At 71.6% G+C, this 15,742-nt stretch carries 17 protein-coding genes, 1 tRNA gene and 1 pseudogene; 15 read left to right on the forward strand and 4 right to left on the reverse strand.

Features of this window, described 5'->3' with window-relative positions; genetic code table 11:
• Positions 1-9: 9 nt before the first annotated feature.
• Positions 10-840 carry a hypothetical protein gene (locus tag QWI33_RS07095; RefSeq protein WP_289956294.1) on the forward strand — a complete coding sequence of 277 codons (831 nt, stop codon included), beginning with the start codon at positions 10-12 and terminating at the stop codon, positions 838-840.
• A gap of 152 nt (positions 841-992) precedes the next feature.
• The gene (locus tag QWI33_RS07100; RefSeq protein WP_289956297.1) at positions 993-2,000 is read left to right on the forward strand and encodes a 3-oxoacyl-ACP synthase III family protein; all 1,008 of its coding nucleotides are present in this window, start codon (positions 993-995) and stop codon (positions 1,998-2,000) included.
• Positions 2,001-2,083: 83 nt separating this feature from the next.
• Here QWI33_RS07100 and QWI33_RS07105 read toward each other — a convergent pair whose 3' ends face one another.
• Positions 2,084-2,737 carry a TetR/AcrR family transcriptional regulator gene (locus QWI33_RS07105; RefSeq protein WP_289956299.1) on the reverse strand — a complete coding sequence of 218 codons (654 nt, stop codon included), beginning with the start codon at positions 2,735-2,737 and terminating at the stop codon, positions 2,084-2,086.
• A gap of 158 nt (positions 2,738-2,895) precedes the next feature.
• Between QWI33_RS07105 and QWI33_RS07110 the strand changes: the two genes are divergently transcribed.
• From QWI33_RS07110 to QWI33_RS07125, 4 genes are read left to right on the forward strand one after another with little or no spacing between them, the layout of a single operon-like run.
• The gene (locus tag QWI33_RS07110) at positions 2,896-3,723 is read left to right on the forward strand and encodes an SDR family NAD(P)-dependent oxidoreductase (RefSeq protein WP_289956300.1); all 828 of its coding nucleotides are present in this window, start codon (positions 2,896-2,898) and stop codon (positions 3,721-3,723) included.
• 4 nt (positions 3,724-3,727) lie between these two features.
• Entirely contained in the window at positions 3,728-4,966 is a 1,239-nt protein-coding gene (locus QWI33_RS07115; RefSeq protein ID WP_289956302.1) for an MFS transporter, read from the forward strand.
• On the forward strand, positions 4,966-5,178 hold the full coding sequence (locus QWI33_RS07120) for a tautomerase family protein (RefSeq protein WP_289956304.1): 213 nt from the start codon (positions 4,966-4,968) through the stop codon (positions 5,176-5,178). Before QWI33_RS07115 ends, QWI33_RS07120 begins: the two co-directional genes overlap by 1 nt.
• A 23-nt stretch (positions 5,179-5,201) precedes the next feature.
• Positions 5,202-5,996 (forward strand): carboxymuconolactone decarboxylase family protein, encoded by a 795-nt coding sequence (locus QWI33_RS07125; protein WP_289956306.1) that lies wholly within the window; start codon positions 5,202-5,204, stop codon positions 5,994-5,996.
• 51 nt (positions 5,997-6,047) lie between these two features.
• Here QWI33_RS07125 and QWI33_RS07130 read toward each other — a convergent pair whose 3' ends face one another.
• Positions 6,048-6,425, reverse strand: a complete 378-nt coding sequence (locus QWI33_RS07130) for a DUF4267 domain-containing protein (protein WP_289956307.1) — start codon at positions 6,423-6,425, stop codon at positions 6,048-6,050.
• 103 nt (positions 6,426-6,528) lie between these two features.
• Between QWI33_RS07130 and QWI33_RS07135 the strand changes: the two genes are divergently transcribed.
• The 3 genes from QWI33_RS07135 to QWI33_RS07145 all read left to right on the forward strand — a co-directional run bounded on the left by QWI33_RS07135 (position 6,529) and on the right by QWI33_RS07145 (position 8,173).
• Positions 6,529-7,104 carry a TetR/AcrR family transcriptional regulator gene (locus QWI33_RS07135; protein ID WP_435367561.1) on the forward strand — a complete coding sequence of 192 codons (576 nt, stop codon included), beginning with the start codon at positions 6,529-6,531 and terminating at the stop codon, positions 7,102-7,104.
• A gap of 40 nt (positions 7,105-7,144) precedes the next feature.
• On the forward strand, positions 7,145-7,528 hold the full coding sequence (locus QWI33_RS07140; RefSeq protein ID WP_289956311.1) for a VOC family protein: 384 nt from the start codon (positions 7,145-7,147) through the stop codon (positions 7,526-7,528).
• A 165-nt stretch (positions 7,529-7,693) separates the two neighbouring features.
• The gene (locus tag QWI33_RS07145) at positions 7,694-8,173 is read left to right on the forward strand and encodes a GNAT family N-acetyltransferase (protein WP_289956314.1); all 480 of its coding nucleotides are present in this window, start codon (positions 7,694-7,696) and stop codon (positions 8,171-8,173) included.
• Here the strand turns inward: QWI33_RS07145 and QWI33_RS29330 are convergent.
• Both QWI33_RS29330 and tig read right to left on the reverse strand, forming a co-directional pair.
• Positions 8,124-8,365 (reverse strand): annotated as a pseudogene (locus tag QWI33_RS29330) (hypothetical protein); the annotation flags it as partial. The gene QWI33_RS07145 and the pseudogene QWI33_RS29330 sit on opposite strands and share 50 nt — an antisense overlap.
• A 99-nt stretch (positions 8,366-8,464) precedes the next feature.
• On the reverse strand, positions 8,465-9,871 hold the full coding sequence (gene tig, locus QWI33_RS07150; RefSeq protein ID WP_289956315.1) for a trigger factor: 1,407 nt from the start codon (positions 9,869-9,871) through the stop codon (positions 8,465-8,467).
• A gap of 346 nt (positions 9,872-10,217) precedes the next feature.
• Here tig and QWI33_RS07155 point away from each other — a divergent pair, with 346 nt between their 5' ends.
• The 6 genes from QWI33_RS07155 (at position 10,218) to QWI33_RS07180 (ending at position 15,712) form a co-directional block, all read left to right on the forward strand.
• Positions 10,218-10,886, forward strand: coding sequence for a ThuA domain-containing protein (locus tag QWI33_RS07155; protein ID WP_289956317.1), 669 nt, complete (start codon positions 10,218-10,220; stop codon positions 10,884-10,886).
• Positions 10,887-10,955: 69 nt separating this feature from the next.
• Positions 10,956-11,026 (forward strand) — tRNA-Gly (locus QWI33_RS07160).
• 146 nt (positions 11,027-11,172) lie between these two features.
• Positions 11,173-11,727, forward strand: a complete 555-nt coding sequence (locus tag QWI33_RS07165) for a hemerythrin domain-containing protein (protein ID WP_289956320.1) — start codon at positions 11,173-11,175, stop codon at positions 11,725-11,727.
• Between the two features lie 311 nt (positions 11,728-12,038).
• Positions 12,039-13,670 (forward strand): glucuronyl esterase domain-containing protein, encoded by a 1,632-nt coding sequence (locus QWI33_RS07170; RefSeq protein ID WP_289956323.1) that lies wholly within the window; start codon positions 12,039-12,041, stop codon positions 13,668-13,670.
• Between the two features lie 97 nt (positions 13,671-13,767).
• Entirely contained in the window at positions 13,768-14,976 is a 1,209-nt protein-coding gene (locus QWI33_RS07175) for an MFS transporter (RefSeq protein ID WP_289956324.1), read from the forward strand.
• A 79-nt stretch (positions 14,977-15,055) separates the two neighbouring features.
• The gene (locus QWI33_RS07180; protein WP_289956326.1) at positions 15,056-15,712 is read left to right on the forward strand and encodes a hypothetical protein; all 657 of its coding nucleotides are present in this window, start codon (positions 15,056-15,058) and stop codon (positions 15,710-15,712) included.
• The last annotated feature ends 30 nt before the right edge of the window (positions 15,713-15,742 follow it).

Below are 15,742 nucleotides of genomic sequence, written 5' to 3' on the forward strand. Positions count from 1 at the left end.
CGAGCACCCGTGAACGCCTACGTCCTGGACCTCAGCGTCACCACCCAGGGACCCGCCTACCCGCCCAGCGAGATCATGGACAAGGACGGGAACTTCGTCACCATCGGCCGGATCAACCGCGCCGGTGACGACGGGAACGTCAGCGCCGCATGGGGTTCGGCGCTCGTCGCGCAGGACAGCCCGCTGCCGCCGTTCGGCGCCCACGCGCCGTACCGCATCCTGCGCGAGCTCACCGCCGCCGACGACGACATGGAGCTGTACACCCTGCCGCTCCCGCTGCCGTGCAACAACTACCCGATGCTGTTCGCCCCCGAGCAGCGCCCCGACGCGCACGAGGTGGTGCGACCGAGCCACCCGCTGCACGAGGTCCCGATCCCGGACCTGCGCGAGGCCGACGGGCCCCGCCGCAGGGACCCGATCACCCTCGGGCAGTGGCGGCGGGCGCGCGGCCAGGTCGAGGTCACGGTGACCGACGGCGGCACGGCCGCCGAGTTCGAGTTCTGGTTCACCGGCCTCATCCCCGACAGCGTCTACACCGTCATGTCCCTGCGGCAGAGGGACCTCGACCCGGCCGGGCCGACCAGGCCCGGACCGCTCGGGGTGCCGAACGCCTTCTACGCCGACCGGGGCGGCGCGGGCCACTACACGGCCCGCCTGCCCGACCCGTTCCCCGATCCCGACCGGCCCGGCGCCAACCGCGTCATCAACGTCGTGGTCCTGTGGATGAGCTACCAGCAGAACTACGGCGGCGCGATCGGCCACTTCGGACTGGGCGGCGACATCCACGCCCAGCTCAAGCTGACCGGACCGTCCTTTCAAGAGCTGATCACGCGCTCATAGCGCCGCGCTCACAGCCGAGCGAGGCGAGCGATCCCCGGGACCCCGGGGCCGCGACGATGCGGCACCGGGGCGCACACCCTCCCACCACCGATCGCCGACCCGATTCGAGGTGACCGATCATGGCCATGCCCTTGTCGATTTCTCCTACCCACATGCCTGACTCCCCCAGCGCCCCAAGGCGTCCCGTGGGCGTCCTGGGCACCGGCTCCTACCTGCCCTCCCGCGTCGTCGGCAACGACGAGGTCGCGGCGAAGGCGGGCGTGGACGCCGAATGGATCCTCCGCAAGACCGGTATCGGCTCCCGCCGCTACGCCGCGGCCGACGAGGCCACCTCCGACCTCGCCGCCCGCGCCGGGCAGGCGGCGCTCGAGGACGCCGGCGTCGACCCGGCCACGCTCGACTGCATCATCGTCGCCACGTCCACACCGGACCACCCGCAGCCGGCGACGGCCGCGATCGTCCAGCACCGGATCGGGGCCGACGGCGTCCCGGCGTTCGACGTGAACGCCGTCTGCACCGGGTTCCTGTTCGCGCTCGCCGCGGCCTGGCGGCTCGTCGCCGACGGCGGCCGCGCGCTCGTCATCGGCGCCGACATCTACTCGCGCATCATCAACCCCGCCGACCGGCGCACCGCGGTGCTCTTCGGCGACGGCGCGGGCGCGGTCGTCCTCGGGCCGGTCCCCGACGGGCGCGGCATCACCGCGGCGGCCCTGCGCACCCACGGGGCCCACCACGAGATGATCAACGTGCCGGTCGGCGGCAGCCGCTACCCGGCGCGGCTGCGGGACGCCGACGACGACGCGCACTACTTCGCCATGGACGGCAGGGCCGTGCGCGCCTTCGTCACCGAGCAGCTCCCGCTCTCGGTGAAGGAGGCCGTGGAAGAGGCCCGGACGACCGCCGACGACATCCGGCACTTCGTGCCCCACCAGGCGAACGGCCAGATGCTCGACGAGATCCAGCCGAGCCTCGGCCTGGTGAACGCCGCCAGCCACCGCACCGTGGCCGAGTACGGCAACACCGGGTCCGCCTCGGTGCCGGTGACGCTCGACCACGCCAACCGGTCGGGCGCTCTGGAGGACGGCGACCAGGTGCTGCTCTCGGGCTTCGGCGGCGGCATGTCGATCGGCAGCGCCGTGCTGCGATGGAGCCGCGGATGAACCCGTGCCCGGCCGGCGTTCCAGTCGGCCGGGCCCAGGGCCGTTCCCGCGGAACCGGGCCGTTCGGGCCCTCGGGAAGGGACCTAGCCGTTGAGCAGTCGCGCGGCCCCGGGCGGGAAGTCGTCCGGGGCGCTCGCGACCGCTTCGATGCTCGCGCGACCGAACGCGTTCAGGGAGGCCCGCAGCGCCTCGATCGTGGTGACCTCCGGGCGCAACTCGATGAACAGCAGGTTCCGCTGCTGGGGCATCACGAACGGCCAGGAGGAGATCCCGATCAGGGTGATCAGCAGCGCGGCCACCGCGGGCGCGTTGTCGATCCCCAGCGCGCGCTGGAGCGCGGCGATCTTGTCCTCGTAGAAGGCCTGCCGCTCCTCGCGCCACGGCAGCGGCGAGTCGCCGAACGTCAGCCCTTCCCAGGCGATGAGCCGCACCATGCTGGGGTCGCGGAGGTGGAAGTCGAAGACGGCGCCCACGTAGTCGTCGAGCCCGGCGCGGTCGGTCGGCAGCGGCACCGCCTCCCCCAGCCGCCGGTGGGCCTCGCGCAGCACCTCGGCGAACAGGTTCTCCTTGCTCTGGAAGTACGCGTAGATGCGCTGCTTGTTGCAGCCCGCGAGAGCGGCGATGCGGTCCACGCGGGCGCCGGCCGGGCCGTGCTCGGTGAACTCTTCGTAGGCGGCTTGCAATATGGCGTCCCGAGTCCGGTTCGATGCCGGCCGGGCGATGGATTGAGCGGGCATCGCCGCATTGTATCGCGCCAACTAACCGGTTGGGCAGCCTCGGCCGCCCGAATCCCCGTCTGATAGAACAACCCGGACGGCCCGCAGCGGCCGCCCGGTCCGCGAGGGCCGCATCCTCCGCAGTGGAGGGTCCGGCCCTGAGACCCGAACGGAGCACCATGTCCGCACAGCAGCACGCCGAGACCACCGCCCAGGACACCGCCCTCGACATCGCTCTCGTCAGCGGCGCCACCGGCGGCATGGGCGGGGCCATCGCGGCCCGCCTCGCCGCCGACGGCGCCCTCGTCGTCATGCTCGGCCGCGACGCCGACCGCCTGGACGCCGCCCGCGAGCGCCTCGCCGACGCGCTCGCGCCCGAAGCGGCCGAACGCCTCCACAGCCTGGTGCTCGACATCAACGACACCGCCTCGGTCGAAGCGGGCGTCGCCTCCGTCGTCGCCGAGCACGGGCGCGTGGACATCCTCGTCAACGCCGCCGGCGACGGCCCCGTCGCCCCGCTCGACCAGGCCGGCGACGACATGTGGGCGGCCACCCTGGGCGGCAAGCTCCTCGGCGCCATGCGCCTCACCCGCGCCGTCGCCGCCCCGATGACCGAGCGCGGCAGCGGCCGCATCGTCTTCGTCAACGGCGTCTTCCGCTCCGAGCCCGACCCGATGTTCGTCGTCAACTCCGTCGCCAACGCCGGACTCGGCGGCCTCGCCAAGGCCATCTCCAAAGACCTGGGCCGCAAGGGCATCCGCGTCAACACCGTCGACCCGGGCGCGACCGACACGCCGCTGTGGTCGGACATCGTGGCCGACCTCGGCGCGAAGCTCGGCGTCGACCCCTCGGACCTCAACAAGCAGATCCAGGGCGGCGTCCCGCTCGGCCGCCTCGTCGACCCCGAGGAGATCGCCGCCGCCGTGGCCTTCCTCGTCTCGCCAGGGGCCGCGATGGTCAACGGCGCCTTCATCACCGTCGACGGCGGCGCGCGGGCCTCGGTGTAGCGCCATGACCGCCGCCGTCAGTGCCCTCCCCGCCGCGGACGACACGGACCTCCTCGTCGTCCCCTGGCCGGCCGCGATCACCGCGGCCGCCGTCACCTGCGTCGCGGTCGCCTCCGTGTACCTGACGCAGCCGATCTTCCCCGAGATCGCGGCCCACTTCGGCGTCGCGGACGAGCAGGCCCGCTACGCCTTCACCGGCGCGAGCCTGGCCTACGCCCTGTCGTTCTTCCTCTTCGGTCCGCTGACCGACCGGGTCCCCCTGCGGCTCATGGGCGCCGCCGGCGCCGTCGTCATGGCGGCGCTCCTGGCGGCGGCCGCGTTCAGCCCCGGGTTCGGCGTGTTCGTGGCCGTGCTCGCGCTGGCCGGGATCGCCGCCGCCGCGGTGCCCTCGGCGATGATCGCGCTCATGCCCCGCCTGGCCCCGCCGGGCATGAAGGGGATGCTGTTCGGCCTCGTCATCGGTGCCTCGGTCGCGGGCATCACACTGGGCCGCTCGGTCACGGGCGTCGTCACCGAGTGGACCGACTGGCGCACCGCGGTGGTGAGCGTCGCCGTGCTCAACCTCCTCGGTGCCGCCGCGATGCTGACGCTGCCGCGCCTGGCCTCGTCCGGCGACACCGGCAAGCCGCTGCGGTCGGCGTACGCGGCAGTGCTCGGCCTGTTCCGGATCCCGGCCACCGTGCGCCTGCTCGCGCTGGGCGTGTGCCTGTTCTTCGGGTACCTCGGGGTCGCGACGTTCCTGACGTACCGGCTGCAGGCCGCGCCCTTCGAGTACGACGTGGCCGCGATCGGTCTGCTCAACCTCGCCGGACTCGTCGGCGTGGTGGGGGCCCCGGCCGCAGGCCGGCTCGTGCCCCGGATCGGTGCGCCCGCAGTGGTGTTCACCGGCCTCGGCACCGTGCTCGCGGGCATCGCGCTGCTCGGGTTCGCCGCGCACCCGGCCGTGATCGCGGCCGGGACGCTGCTCCTGTTCGCGGGCGTGTTCGCCTGCCAGCCCGCCGTGCTGGTCATGCTCGCCGCCGCCGCGCCGCCCGGCAGCCAAGGCGGCGCCTCGTCCCTGTACATGCTCGTCTGCCTGCTGGCCGGCTCCGCCGCCAGCGCCGCCCTCGGTCCGGTGTGGACCGGCGGCGGGTGGACGGGCGTGGTGCTCACCGGGATCGCCGCGGTCCTGGCCGCGGCGGTCCTCGCCTCGGCCGCGCGGTCGCGGCGTCCCGTTCCGGAACCGAGTCAAGGAGGAAACTGATGCCGTTCATCACCGTCACGACCTGGCCGAACCAGACCGACGAGCAGTGCCAGAAGCTCATCGAGGAGCTCACCGCGACCACGCACGCGGTCACGGGCGCGCCGCTGGACAAGATCACCGTGGTCGTCCACGAAGTCCCGCAGGCCCGTTGGGGCGAGGCGGGGATCATGGCCACGAACCCGGAGTTCCCCGAGCTCAGCCGCCGTCGCTGAACCAACCGAAAGGACTGTCTTTTATGGACGAGCAAGCCGAACTCGGTCGCTACGACCGGGGCCTGGAGATCCTGCGGCGCCTGGCGGGTGAGGACGAGCCGGCGGTGACGCGCGACTTCTCCGACGTGGCGCCGGATCTGGGGCGCCTCACGGTGGAGTTCCCTTACGGGGACGTGTACCACCGCTCCGAGCTGGACCTGCGCGAGCGCCAGCTGGCGACGATCGGCGGCCTGGCCGCGCTCGGCTACGCGCTGCCGCAGCTGCGGTTCCACATCGCGGGGGCGCTGAACATCGGCTGCAGCAGGCGCGAGATCGTCGAGGCGATCATGCACCTGGCGTCCTACACGGGGTTCCCGGCGGTGCTCAACGCGATCACCGTGGCGAAGGAGGTCTTCGCGACGCGGGACGACGACGAGCCCGGCTACGCGGACGCGTCGCCCGAGCCCGAGGGCTCGCGGTACGAGCGCGGCTGGAAGGCGCTGTCGGAGATCGACGGGCACGCGGGCGAGGCGGTGATCGAGAACCTGAAGTCGATCGCGCCGGACCTGGGGCGGTACATCATCGAGTTCGCGTTCGGCGACCTGTACGTGCGCGGCGGGCTGGACCTGCGCTCGCGCGAGATCGTGACGATCGCGGCGTGCACCGCGCTCGGCAGTGCGCTGCCGCAGTTGAAGGTGCACATCCACGGCCTGCTCAATGTGGGCGGGACGCGGCAGGAGGTCGTCGAGACGATCCTCCAGATGGCCGTCTACGCCGGTTTCCCGGCGGCGCTCAATGCGATGAACGCCGCGAAGGAGGTCTTCGCCGACCGCGACTGACCGCACTGATGCTGAAGGCCGGTCCGCACGGGGACCGGCCTTCGGTGCGTCTCAGGCCAGGAGCAGGAGCACGGCGATGACGACCATGGCGGCGGCCGTGGCGAAGTGGACCCCGTACGCGGCGGCGCGGGGTCCCTTGGCGCGCAGCACGACCAGTGCGTCGCAGACGGGCATCACGACGGCGGCGAGCATGATCCAGCCGGCGAGCGGGGCGGTGCCTAGGGCGACGGCCGCGACGAGCATGAGCCCCGCGCCGATGTCGCGGCCGGCCTTCACGGCGAGCCAGGAGCGCAGGACCGGGTCGTCGGCGTGCGTGCCGGGGATGCCGAAGCCGGCGAGGACCTGGGGCCGGAGCAGGTTGTTGACGCCCATGGCGACGACGGCGACGCTGACGATCCAGGCGAGGACGAGGGCGGTGGTGGCGAGCATGGGGTGGTTCCTTCCGAGAGGGTTGGCAGTGAATCTAGCATTGCTAGGTTCTCGTTCAAAGATAGGCTTCTCCCGCACAGAAATCTAGCGATGCTAGAATATTGTGGTGACTGCCACCGAACGCCGCGAACGGCAACGCGCCGAACGACACCAGCTGATCATCACCACCGCCCGCGAACTCGCCGAGTCTGAAGGCTGGGAGGCGGTGACCACCAGGAAGCTCGCCGACAAGGTCGAGTACAGCCAACCCGTGCTGTACGGGCACTTCGCCAACATGGAGGCCATCCGCGACGCCGTCGCCGTCGAAGGCATCGGCGAGATGGCCGAGCAGCTCCGCGCCGCCCGCGAGGCCGCCCCCGCATCGGAGGGCGTCCGCGCGGTCTGCACCGCCTACCTGGCGTTCGCCGCCGCGCACCCGGCCGCCTACCAGGCCATGTTCACACTGCCGACCAAGGTCAAGTGGGCCAGCGACGAGACGCCCGCGCCGCTGCGGGCCGCGTTCGGCGAGATCGTCAGCGCCTTCGGCCCCTTCAACGACCGCAACGCGGCGCTGGCCGAACTCATCTGGGGTTCGCTGCACGGCATGACGGTGCTCCTGCTGAGCGGGCGGATTCCGCAGGAGGCGCAGGAGCAGCGGCTCGACCTGCTGGTCGCGCTCTTCGCGAACGCCCCCGCCTGAGCGGGGCCGCCGGACCCGGCGCGTTCGTATACTGGCGGGCATGGCATCGCGCATCAGTGAGCTGATCCTCGACTGCGAGGACCCGGAACGGCTGGCCGCCTTCTGGAGTGCGGTCCTCGACTACGTCGAGCTCGACCGCGAGGAGGACGGCAGCATCGAGATCGGCCCGGCCGGCGTCGGCTTCGGCGGCCTCCAGCCGACCCTGATCCTCAGCCCCAGCACCGATCCGAAGCCCTGGAAGCTCCCGCTCCACATCGACGTCAACGCCGTCGACCGCGACCAGGACGCCGAACTGGAGCGCCTGCTCGCCCTGGGCGCCAGGCCCGCCGACGTCGGGCAGACCGGCGACGAGAACTGGCACGTGCTCCAGGACCCTGAAGGCAACGTCTTCTGCCTCCTCCACCAGCGGCTCGACCCGGCCTGAGCGGGGCCGCGCAGTCCACGGCGGAGAGCCGCGCGCCGTCCTTCGCGCTGGAGCGGTGCGGCGCCACGTCGTTCCCGGCCTGGTGGCGGCGCCCGGACCGCCTCGTCTAGACGGCACGGCCGCTGGGGCCCGCCTGAACCGTTCCGTCGTGACAGCATGGCAGCCATGGACATCCCAGAAGAGATCGAGATCAGCCTCGTCCGCGCCGACGAGTACCAGGCCGTCGCCATGTTGCGATGGCAGTGGGAGACCGAGGGAGCGACGAAGCCGACCGGGGACCCGGAGGCCTTCGCGAAGGAGTTCGCCGACTGGGCGCAGCGGAACACCGAGACGCATCGGTGCATCGTGTTGCGCCGCAATGGGACTGTGGTCGGCATGGCCTGGCTCGCGGTCGTCGCGCGGGTGCCGACCCCCGGCAGCATGTCACGCGCGGGCGGCGACCTGCAGTCCGTGTACCTGGCGCCGGAGGTGCGCGGCCGCGGCCTCGGCGAGGGCCTCGTCGCCGAGGCCCTCGACGAAGCGCGGCGGCTGAACCTGAAGAAGGTCACCGTGCAGTCGACCACCAAGTCCAAGAACTTCTACGGCCGCAACGGCTTCATCGACGCCCCCAAGATCCTCCAGGCCAAGCTCGAGGCGAAGCTGTAGCTCGGCGGAAGTCCTCGGCGTGGGCTTCGGCCCACTGCTCGAAGGTGCGCTGCGGACGACCGAGACCTCCTCCACCGTGGGCAGCACCGGGGACTCGTCGAGCGATCCGTCCACATAGAAGTCACCGAAGGCGTGCACGTACCGCTCGGGCATGGTCGCCTCGAGCCGCGCCCGGGTCTCCTCCAGCGCCAGGACTCCTTGCGTCTCAAGCGACTCCGTGCCCTGGCGGGCCGACGCGAAAAAGGGGCCCACCGCTAAGCGGTGGGCCCCTTGGAAAACCGTGATGAGGAACTAGGCCTCGGCCTTCTCCTCTTCGGCGTCCTCGGCTTCGGCGTCAGCGTCGGCTTCGGCGGCCTTGCGGCCCGGGAAGAGGTCCTCCTCGGTGAGCTCGGTGCCGGAGGCGTCGGTGATCGAAGCCTCCTTGACGACCTCTTCGAGGGCGAGCTGCTGGCGCAGCGAGGCGGCGATCTGCTGAAGGCCGCCGTTCGTGCGCAGCTCGTCGACGAACTTCTGGAACTGGTCCTGCGGCACGCCGCGCTGCTGGGCCTGGCGCACGACCTCGGCGGTCATGAGCTCGCCGGAGACCTCGAGCTCGCGCTCGCGGGCGATCTTGCCGAGGATGATCGACTGGCGGAGGCGGGCCTCCGAGTCGGCGACCATGTCGGCCTTGAACTCGTCCTCGGACTTGCCCATGAGCTTCAGGTACTCGTCGAACTGCGCGAGCGCCTCGGCGGTCTCGCCGTCGTGGCCGCCCTTCATGTGCATGATCTCGTGCTCGACGTCCTCGGAGACGACCTTCTCCGGCAGCGGCAGCTCGATGGCCTCGACCAGCGCCTCGAGGGTCTTCTGGCGGGCCTCGTTGGCCTTGCCGGTGCGGGCCTGGGTCTCCAGGCGCTCACGGGTCGCGTCGCGCAGCTCGGCGAGGGTGTCGAACTGGCTGGCCATCTCGGCGAAGTCGTCGTCCAGCTCGGGGAGCTCGCGCTCCTTGACCTGGGTGACCTTGACCGCGACGTCGGCGGTCTCGCCCTCCTGCTCACCCGCGAGGGTGGACTGGATGGTCTTCTCGTCCCCCGCGGACATGCCGATGAGCGCCTCGTCCAGGCCGTCGAGCAGGTTGCCCGAGCCGACCTCGTGGCTCATGCCGGTGACGGAGCCGCCCTCGACCTCGGCGCCGTTCTGGGTGGCGAGCAGGTCGAGCACGACGAAGTCGCCCTCGGCCGCGGCGCGCTCGACGGTCTTCAGCGACGAGAAGCGCAGGCGCTGGGACTCGAGGTCCTTGTCCACGTCCTCTTCGCTGACGCCCTCGGCCTCGACCGTGACCTTCAGCGAGGCGAAGTCGGGGAGCTCGAACGCGGGGGTCACGTCGGTCTCGACGACGAACTCGAAGGGCTTGCCCTCTTCGATCGGCTTGACCTCGGTCAGTTCGGGGCGGCCCAGCGCGTTCACGTCGTTCTCGGTGACGGCCTTGTTGAGGTTGGCCTGCACGGCCGGGTCCATCGCCTGCGCGTAGACCGACTCGCGGCCGATGCGCTGGTCGATGACCTGGCGGGGCGCCTTGCCGGGACGGAACCCGGGGACGCGGACCTGCTGCCCGACCGTCTTGTACGCCTCGTTGATGAACGGCGCCAGCTCCTCGAACGGCACCTCGACCGACAGCCGCACCCTGGTCGGGCTCAGGGTCTCGACAGTGCTCTTCACAGACGTACTCCTAGATCATTTCGCTCTATTGCCTTGCGACATTGACTTGCGTCGGGGCGGGGGGTTGCCGGGTCCGCATCGGTCCGCCGGCAGCGCAGCATCGACCCCCGCTCCGAACGAGTCTAGGCCGCCGCACCGTCGGGGCCCCGGCGGGTGTGGTCGATATCGCCGCTCGTCACCCGCGGCGGGGGCCGCGGCCGGGCAGGACGCGGCTCGGGCCGGCGGCGCCGAGATCGCCTAGACTACGCTCTGCAATCGTTCTCAGGAGGAGTCGGACGGCCCGGCATCCGGCACCCGGCAGCCGACACCGTCGGGCGACGCCCCATCCCGAACAGGAGTGAACGCTGTGGTTTCACCCGCAATCCTCGTCTTCACCAGGACGACCGGTTTCCGGCACGACTCGATCCCGGCCGGCGTCGCGGCGGTGGAGCGCATCGCCGCCGAGCTGGGCTTCGCGACCGAGCACACCGAGGACGCGGCCGTGCACAACCCGCTCGACCTCGCCCGCTTCACGGCCGCCGTCTGGCTCTCCCCCTCCGGCGACGTGCTGGACGAGCTCGAGCGCGCGGCCCTGGCCGACTGGGTGACCGGCGGCGGCGGGTGGTGCGGCGTCCACGCCGCCTCCACGGCCGAGCGCTCCTGGCCGTTCTTCCGCGAGCTCGTGGGCGCCCGCTTCATCGGCCACCCGCCCGGGTGCACCCCCGGCGAGATCGACGTGGTGGACCAGGGGCACCCGTCGACCGAGCACCTGCCGAAGCGCTGGGCGTGGACCGACGAGTGGTACAGCTTCGACGAGCGCCCGAGGGGCTGGGAGATCCTGCTCGAAGCCGACGAGGACTCCTACGACACGGCCGACCTCGCCATGGGGAACCCGCACCCGATCGCGTGGCACCGCCGCCTCGAGGCGGGCCGGTGCTTCTACACGGCCCTGGGCCACGCCGCGGAGGCCTACGAGGACGACGTGTTCCTCGCTCACCTCAAGGGCGGCCTCAGCAGTGTGCTGCCGCCCCGCTGAGGGACTCGAGCCCTGAGCCGCCCTCCGGGCGATGCGCTACACTCGTCTGCGTCCGCTTCGGCGGACCGCGCGGGTGTAGCTCAATGGTAGAGTCTCAGTCTTCCAAACTGATTGCGCGGGTTCGATTCCCGTCACCCGCTCAAGTGAACGAAGCCCTCGGCCGACAGGCCGGGGGCTTTCGTCGTGCCCCGGCCCGCGGGTGCGGGTGCATGAAAACCGCGCTCGGCGGGTATTTCCGTTCCGCACGCCTCGCCAGGAGGCGATCGATGCACGGAGGGGGCAGGCCATGAGTGGCGATGTCGTAGACCTGATCATGCAGGACCACCGCGAAGTGGAACGTCTGTTCGACAAGATGCGGCAGTTCCCGGATACCCGCCCGCTGGCGGCCCCGGTGCTGTCGGCGCTGCTCATCGCGCACAGCCGCGCCGAGGAGTCCACGGTCTACCCGGCCGCCAAGGACGAGGCGGGCGACACCGAGGAGGTCGCGCACAGCCAGGAGGAGCACACCCAGGCCGAGCAGCTGCTCAAGCGCCTGATCGAGACCGATCCCGAGTCGGCGAAGTTCGATGAGGTCCTCACCGAGCTGGAGGAGGCGGTCACCCACCACGTCAAGGAGGAGGAGTCCACGGTCCTCCCCCACATGAAGGAGCACCTCTCCGAGGAGCGGCGCATGGAGCTGGGCGAGGCGTTCGCGGCCAGCCGCGCCGAGCACCTGGGCGAGCGCCCCGGCGAAGCCACCAAGGAGGAGCTCCAGTTGCAGGCCCACAACATGGGCATGACCGGGGCCTCGGGCATGGGCAAGGCGGAGCTGGCCAAGAAGCTGAAGGCCAAGGCCGGCTGAGCCGGACTTCAGGGCTAGGACACGGTCCCGCCCGCGCCGTCGCGTAGTACGCGGTGGCGCGGGCGGGGCCGTGTCTCGCGTTGGGGCGGAACGCTTCAGGCGTGCGCCGAACTTGTATCCGTAAAGCTCGGAAGCGTTTGCCCTCGTCGTTGTTTATCGATGTTCGTCAATGTAATCTGTTGGGACCCTCACGGAAGTCTCACTCGAAATCACGGCATGAGTGGTCTCACCGTTGACGCCGCGCGCGCTCGAGCCGCGCCCTCCTCACCGTCGATGATGGACTATGCCTCTGGTCGGACAAGGAATCTGCCATGGCATCATCGATCGACCCCCCGATCACCCTGCGACGACACCTCCGATTCGCACTCGTCCTGGCGGCCGCCTTCGCGGTCGCCGCCGCCTTCGTGCTCACACCGCACCTCACCCGGGCGGAGGCCCGAGTGACCGCCGCTTCGGAATGGGACGGCGCGGACTGCGACGTCGCCGTCCCCGGCGGCTGGGCCTCCAGCTCGCTGCTCCCCGACCCGTTCCTCAAGACCGACGGCACCCGCGTCACCTCCCAGAGCCAGTGGGAGTGCCGCCGGGCCGAGATCAAGGAGCTCGCCGAACGCGCGATCTACGGCGACAAGCCGCAGCCCGACAGCGTCACCGGTTCGGTGACCTCCTCGCGGATCACCGTGAACGTGAGCGACAACGGCCGCAGCACCTCCTTCTCGGCGAGTGTGCAGCTCCCCAGCGGCTCCGGGCCGTTCCCGGCCGTCATCGTCTACGGCGGCTTCGGCGCCGACACCGGCACGATCCTCGCCACCGGCACCGCCGTCATCGACTACGACCCCGGCGCGGTCGGGGCGGAAGGCACGCCGCGCAGCAACAAGCAGGGGGCGTTCTACAACCTGTACGGCGCGACCAGCACCACCGGCGTGCTCATGGCCCAGGCGTGGGGCGTCAGCCGCATCATCGACGTGATCGAGCAGTCCGGCGGGAGCATCCTGGAGCCGACCACCGGCGTCACCGGCTGCTCCCGGTACGGCAAGGGCGCGTTCGTGGCCGGCGCCTTCGACCAGCGCATCGCCCTGACGATGCCGATCGAGTCCGGCAGCGGCGGCGTCTCGGCGCTTCGCTCGATCCCGCAGGAGAGCGGTTCCCAGCCGCTGAGCAGCACCTATAACGAGCAGCCGTGGCTCGGCGACGCGTTCAGCGCGTACACCGGCAACCCCGCCGGGCTCCCGGTCGACACCCACCAGGTCGTCGGCATGATCGCCCCGCGCGGGCTGTTCATCATGGACAACCCGCACGTCGAATGGCTCGGCGCGCGCTCCGGCGCGCTCGCGGCCCTCGGCGGCGCCGAGGTCTACAAGGCGCTCGGCGCGGGGAGCAACCTCTCGTACCACTCGAACGTCTCGGACGGGACCCACTGCGCCACGCGCAGCGAGTGGCGGACCCCGCTGCAGCAGAGCATCAACAGGTTCCTGCACGGCACCGGCAACCCGCCCGCGACGATCAACATGCACCCGAGCAGGACGGCGAACCTCGCGCAGTGGCGCAGCTGGACGACCCCCACGCTGACGCCGGGCGGTCCGACCGAGACCACCACTCCGGCCGAGACCACGACGCCCGCCGAGACCACTTCGCCGCCTCCGGGCGGCGCGGGGTGCACCGCGACCGTGCAGGTGGCGAGCCAGTGGAACTCGGGATGGCAGGGCAGCGTCCTCGTCACGGCCGGCGCCACCGCGATCAGCGGCTGGACCGTGAGCTGGACATGGCCGGGAAGCCAGCGCATCACCAGTTCCTGGAACGCGTCGGTGACGAGTTCGGGCGCGGGCGTGACGGCCGAGGACGTCGGCTGGAACGGCGCGATCGCGGCCGGGCGGACGGTGACCGCGTGGGGCTTCGTCGCCAGCGGCGCGGGCACGGCACCGGTGGTGACCTGCACGCCCGCGTGACGTGAGGGTCGGGGCGCTGCGGCGCCCCGGCCCGAACGCGTCACACGGCACTCCCGTGACACGAGTGACCGTCACGACCGCTTGGTACGTTCCGGACGTGTCCGCGCCCGATTCGTCCATCCGCCTGCGCCGCCTCGCGCTGCCGATCTACGGGCCGACGATCCTCATCTCGGTCGGGATGGGCGCGGTCATGCCGCTCGTGGCCCTCTCCGCCCTCGACCTCGGCGCCAGTGTCACGCAGGCCGCGATCATCGTGGGGCTCATCGGTTTCGGCCAGCTCGTGGGCGACCTCCCGGCCGGGGCGCTCGCCCAGCGGTTCGGCGAGAAGCGGGTGCTCCTCGCCGCGTGCGTGGTCGAGGCCGCCGCGCTGATCACGGCCTCGCGCACCGACTCGCTGCCCGTGCTGTCGGCCATGGTGTTCATGGTCGGGATGTCGGCGGCCGTGTTCGGGCTCGCCCGGCACGCGTACCTCTCGGAGGCGGTGGCCCTCGGCTTCCGCGCCCGCGCCATGTCGACGCTGGGCGGCACGTTCCGCATCGGCGGGTTCATCGGGCCGTTCGTGGGCGCGCTGCTCATCGAGCAGCACTCGTTCGGCGCCACCTACGCGTTCGCCGCCGCGACCAGCCTCGCGGGCGGCCTCCTCAGCCTCGCGCTCCCGGACCTGCCCGCGTCCCGCACCACGGCGACGCCGGAGAAGCGGAGCATGTGGTCGGTCCTCGCCGAGCACCGCCGCGTGCTGGCCACGCTCGGCGTCGGCGTCCTGCTCATCATGATCGCCCGCGCCTCGCGGCAGGCGATCATTCCACTTTGGGCCGAGCATCAGGGCCTGGACGCCACGGCGACGAGCCTCATCTTCGGCATCGCGGCCGGGGTCGACATGCTGCTGTTCTACCCGGGCGGCGCGATCATGGACCGCTTCGGGCGGATGTGGGTGGCGCTGCCGGCGATGCTCGTCATGGGCGCCGGGTTCCTGCTCCTGCCCTTGTCCGGCACGGCGGTCGCGATCGGGCTCGTCGCGTGCTTCATGGGCCTGGGCAACGGCATCTCCTCCGGCATCGTGCTCACCCTCGGGGCGGACGTCGCGCCCGACGAGGGCCGCCGCCAGTTCCTCGGCGGATGGCGGCTGTGCGGCGACCTCGGCGGGGTCGCCGGGCCCGGCCTCATCAGCCTGGTGTCACTGGTGTTCCCACTGGGGGCGGCGGCGATCGCGCTCGGGCTCATCACGTGGTTCGGCGCGGCCTGGATGGCGAAATGGGTGCCGGTGTACGACCCGGCGCGGGAGTCCCGCGAGAAGGCCGCCGTCTAGCCGACCGCAAACCCGTTGGCCCGCAACCGGTCCTACCCGGCATACTCGGGTTTTGCAGTGGAGTGCGGGGAGGAGGCCGGTGCGGCTCGCAGGCAGGCAGTGGCGCACGCTCGTGGGCACGGCCCGGCTGGGCGCGGACTCCTATCGGGTGGTCCGGCCCGAACGTCCGCCCGCGCACGCCGTGCTGCACGAGGACCGTGCGGGCTGGCAGTTGTCGGTCGACAAGGCCGCGAGCGTCGAGCTGGCGATCGCCTGGTGGCTCGCGGCCCGCTCCCCGCGCAGTCTGGTCTGGTTCCCGCTGCGGACGGGCCCGGTCGACTGCGGCGCCTGGCCGGGGTCGCGGCGGCTGGACCTGGTGCTGCTCCACCACAGCCTGGGATTTCGCGTGTCCGAGTGGAAGCGCGTCCGCTCCAGGTTCGCGGAGCCGAAGGTCCACAAGGTGACGATGCCGGCGGGGGCGCTGCCCTCGCGCGAGTGGGATTTTCACGACTTCCCGTTCCACCGCGAGTTCCGCGACCGCCTCAACGGGAAGGTCGCGGCCGACACGTTGTTCGTGATCGGCAGCCGCGTCGCGTTCGAGCTCGCGGGCGCCGGCCTTCGCGAACTCGCCGAAGCAGCCCCGGCCTTCCTCGCCGGGAAGCCCGAGGCGCACCGCTGCGCCGAGATCGGCATGGGCCGCTCCGGATCGCACTCGTACGGCGAGCTGCACGTCGAATGCTGCAACCGGCACTGGTGAGTCGGGCGCCGTCGCGGCGGGCCGGCGGCC

The organism is Glycomyces tritici, assembly GCF_030403505.1.

Bases quoted from the DNA above. Each gene is read 5' to 3' on its own strand.
- QWI33_RS07100 (WP_289956297.1), top strand. From the start codon at position 993: ATGCCTGACTCCCCCAGCGCCCCAAGGCGTCCCGTGGGCGTCCTGGGC.
- QWI33_RS07105 (WP_289956299.1), bottom strand. From the start codon at position 2,737: ATGCCCGCTCAATCCATCGCCCGGCCGGCATCGAACCGGACTCGGGAC.
- QWI33_RS07110 (WP_289956300.1), top strand. From the start codon at position 2,896: ATGTCCGCACAGCAGCACGCCGAGACCACCGCCCAGGACACCGCCCTC.
- QWI33_RS07115 (WP_289956302.1), top strand. From the start codon at position 3,728: ATGACCGCCGCCGTCAGTGCCCTCCCCGCCGCGGACGACACGGACCTC.
- QWI33_RS07120 (WP_289956304.1), top strand. From the start codon at position 4,966: ATGCCGTTCATCACCGTCACGACCTGGCCGAACCAGACCGACGAGCAG.
- QWI33_RS07125 (WP_289956306.1), top strand. From the start codon at position 5,202: ATGGACGAGCAAGCCGAACTCGGTCGCTACGACCGGGGCCTGGAGATC.
- QWI33_RS07130 (WP_289956307.1), bottom strand. From the start codon at position 6,425: ATGCTCGCCACCACCGCCCTCGTCCTCGCCTGGATCGTCAGCGTCGCC.
- QWI33_RS07140 (WP_289956311.1), top strand. From the start codon at position 7,145: ATGGCATCGCGCATCAGTGAGCTGATCCTCGACTGCGAGGACCCGGAA.
- QWI33_RS07145 (WP_289956314.1), top strand. From the start codon at position 7,694: ATGGACATCCCAGAAGAGATCGAGATCAGCCTCGTCCGCGCCGACGAG.
- QWI33_RS07165 (WP_289956320.1), top strand. From the start codon at position 11,173: ATGAGTGGCGATGTCGTAGACCTGATCATGCAGGACCACCGCGAAGTG.
- QWI33_RS07170 (WP_289956323.1), top strand. From the start codon at position 12,039: ATGGCATCATCGATCGACCCCCCGATCACCCTGCGACGACACCTCCGA.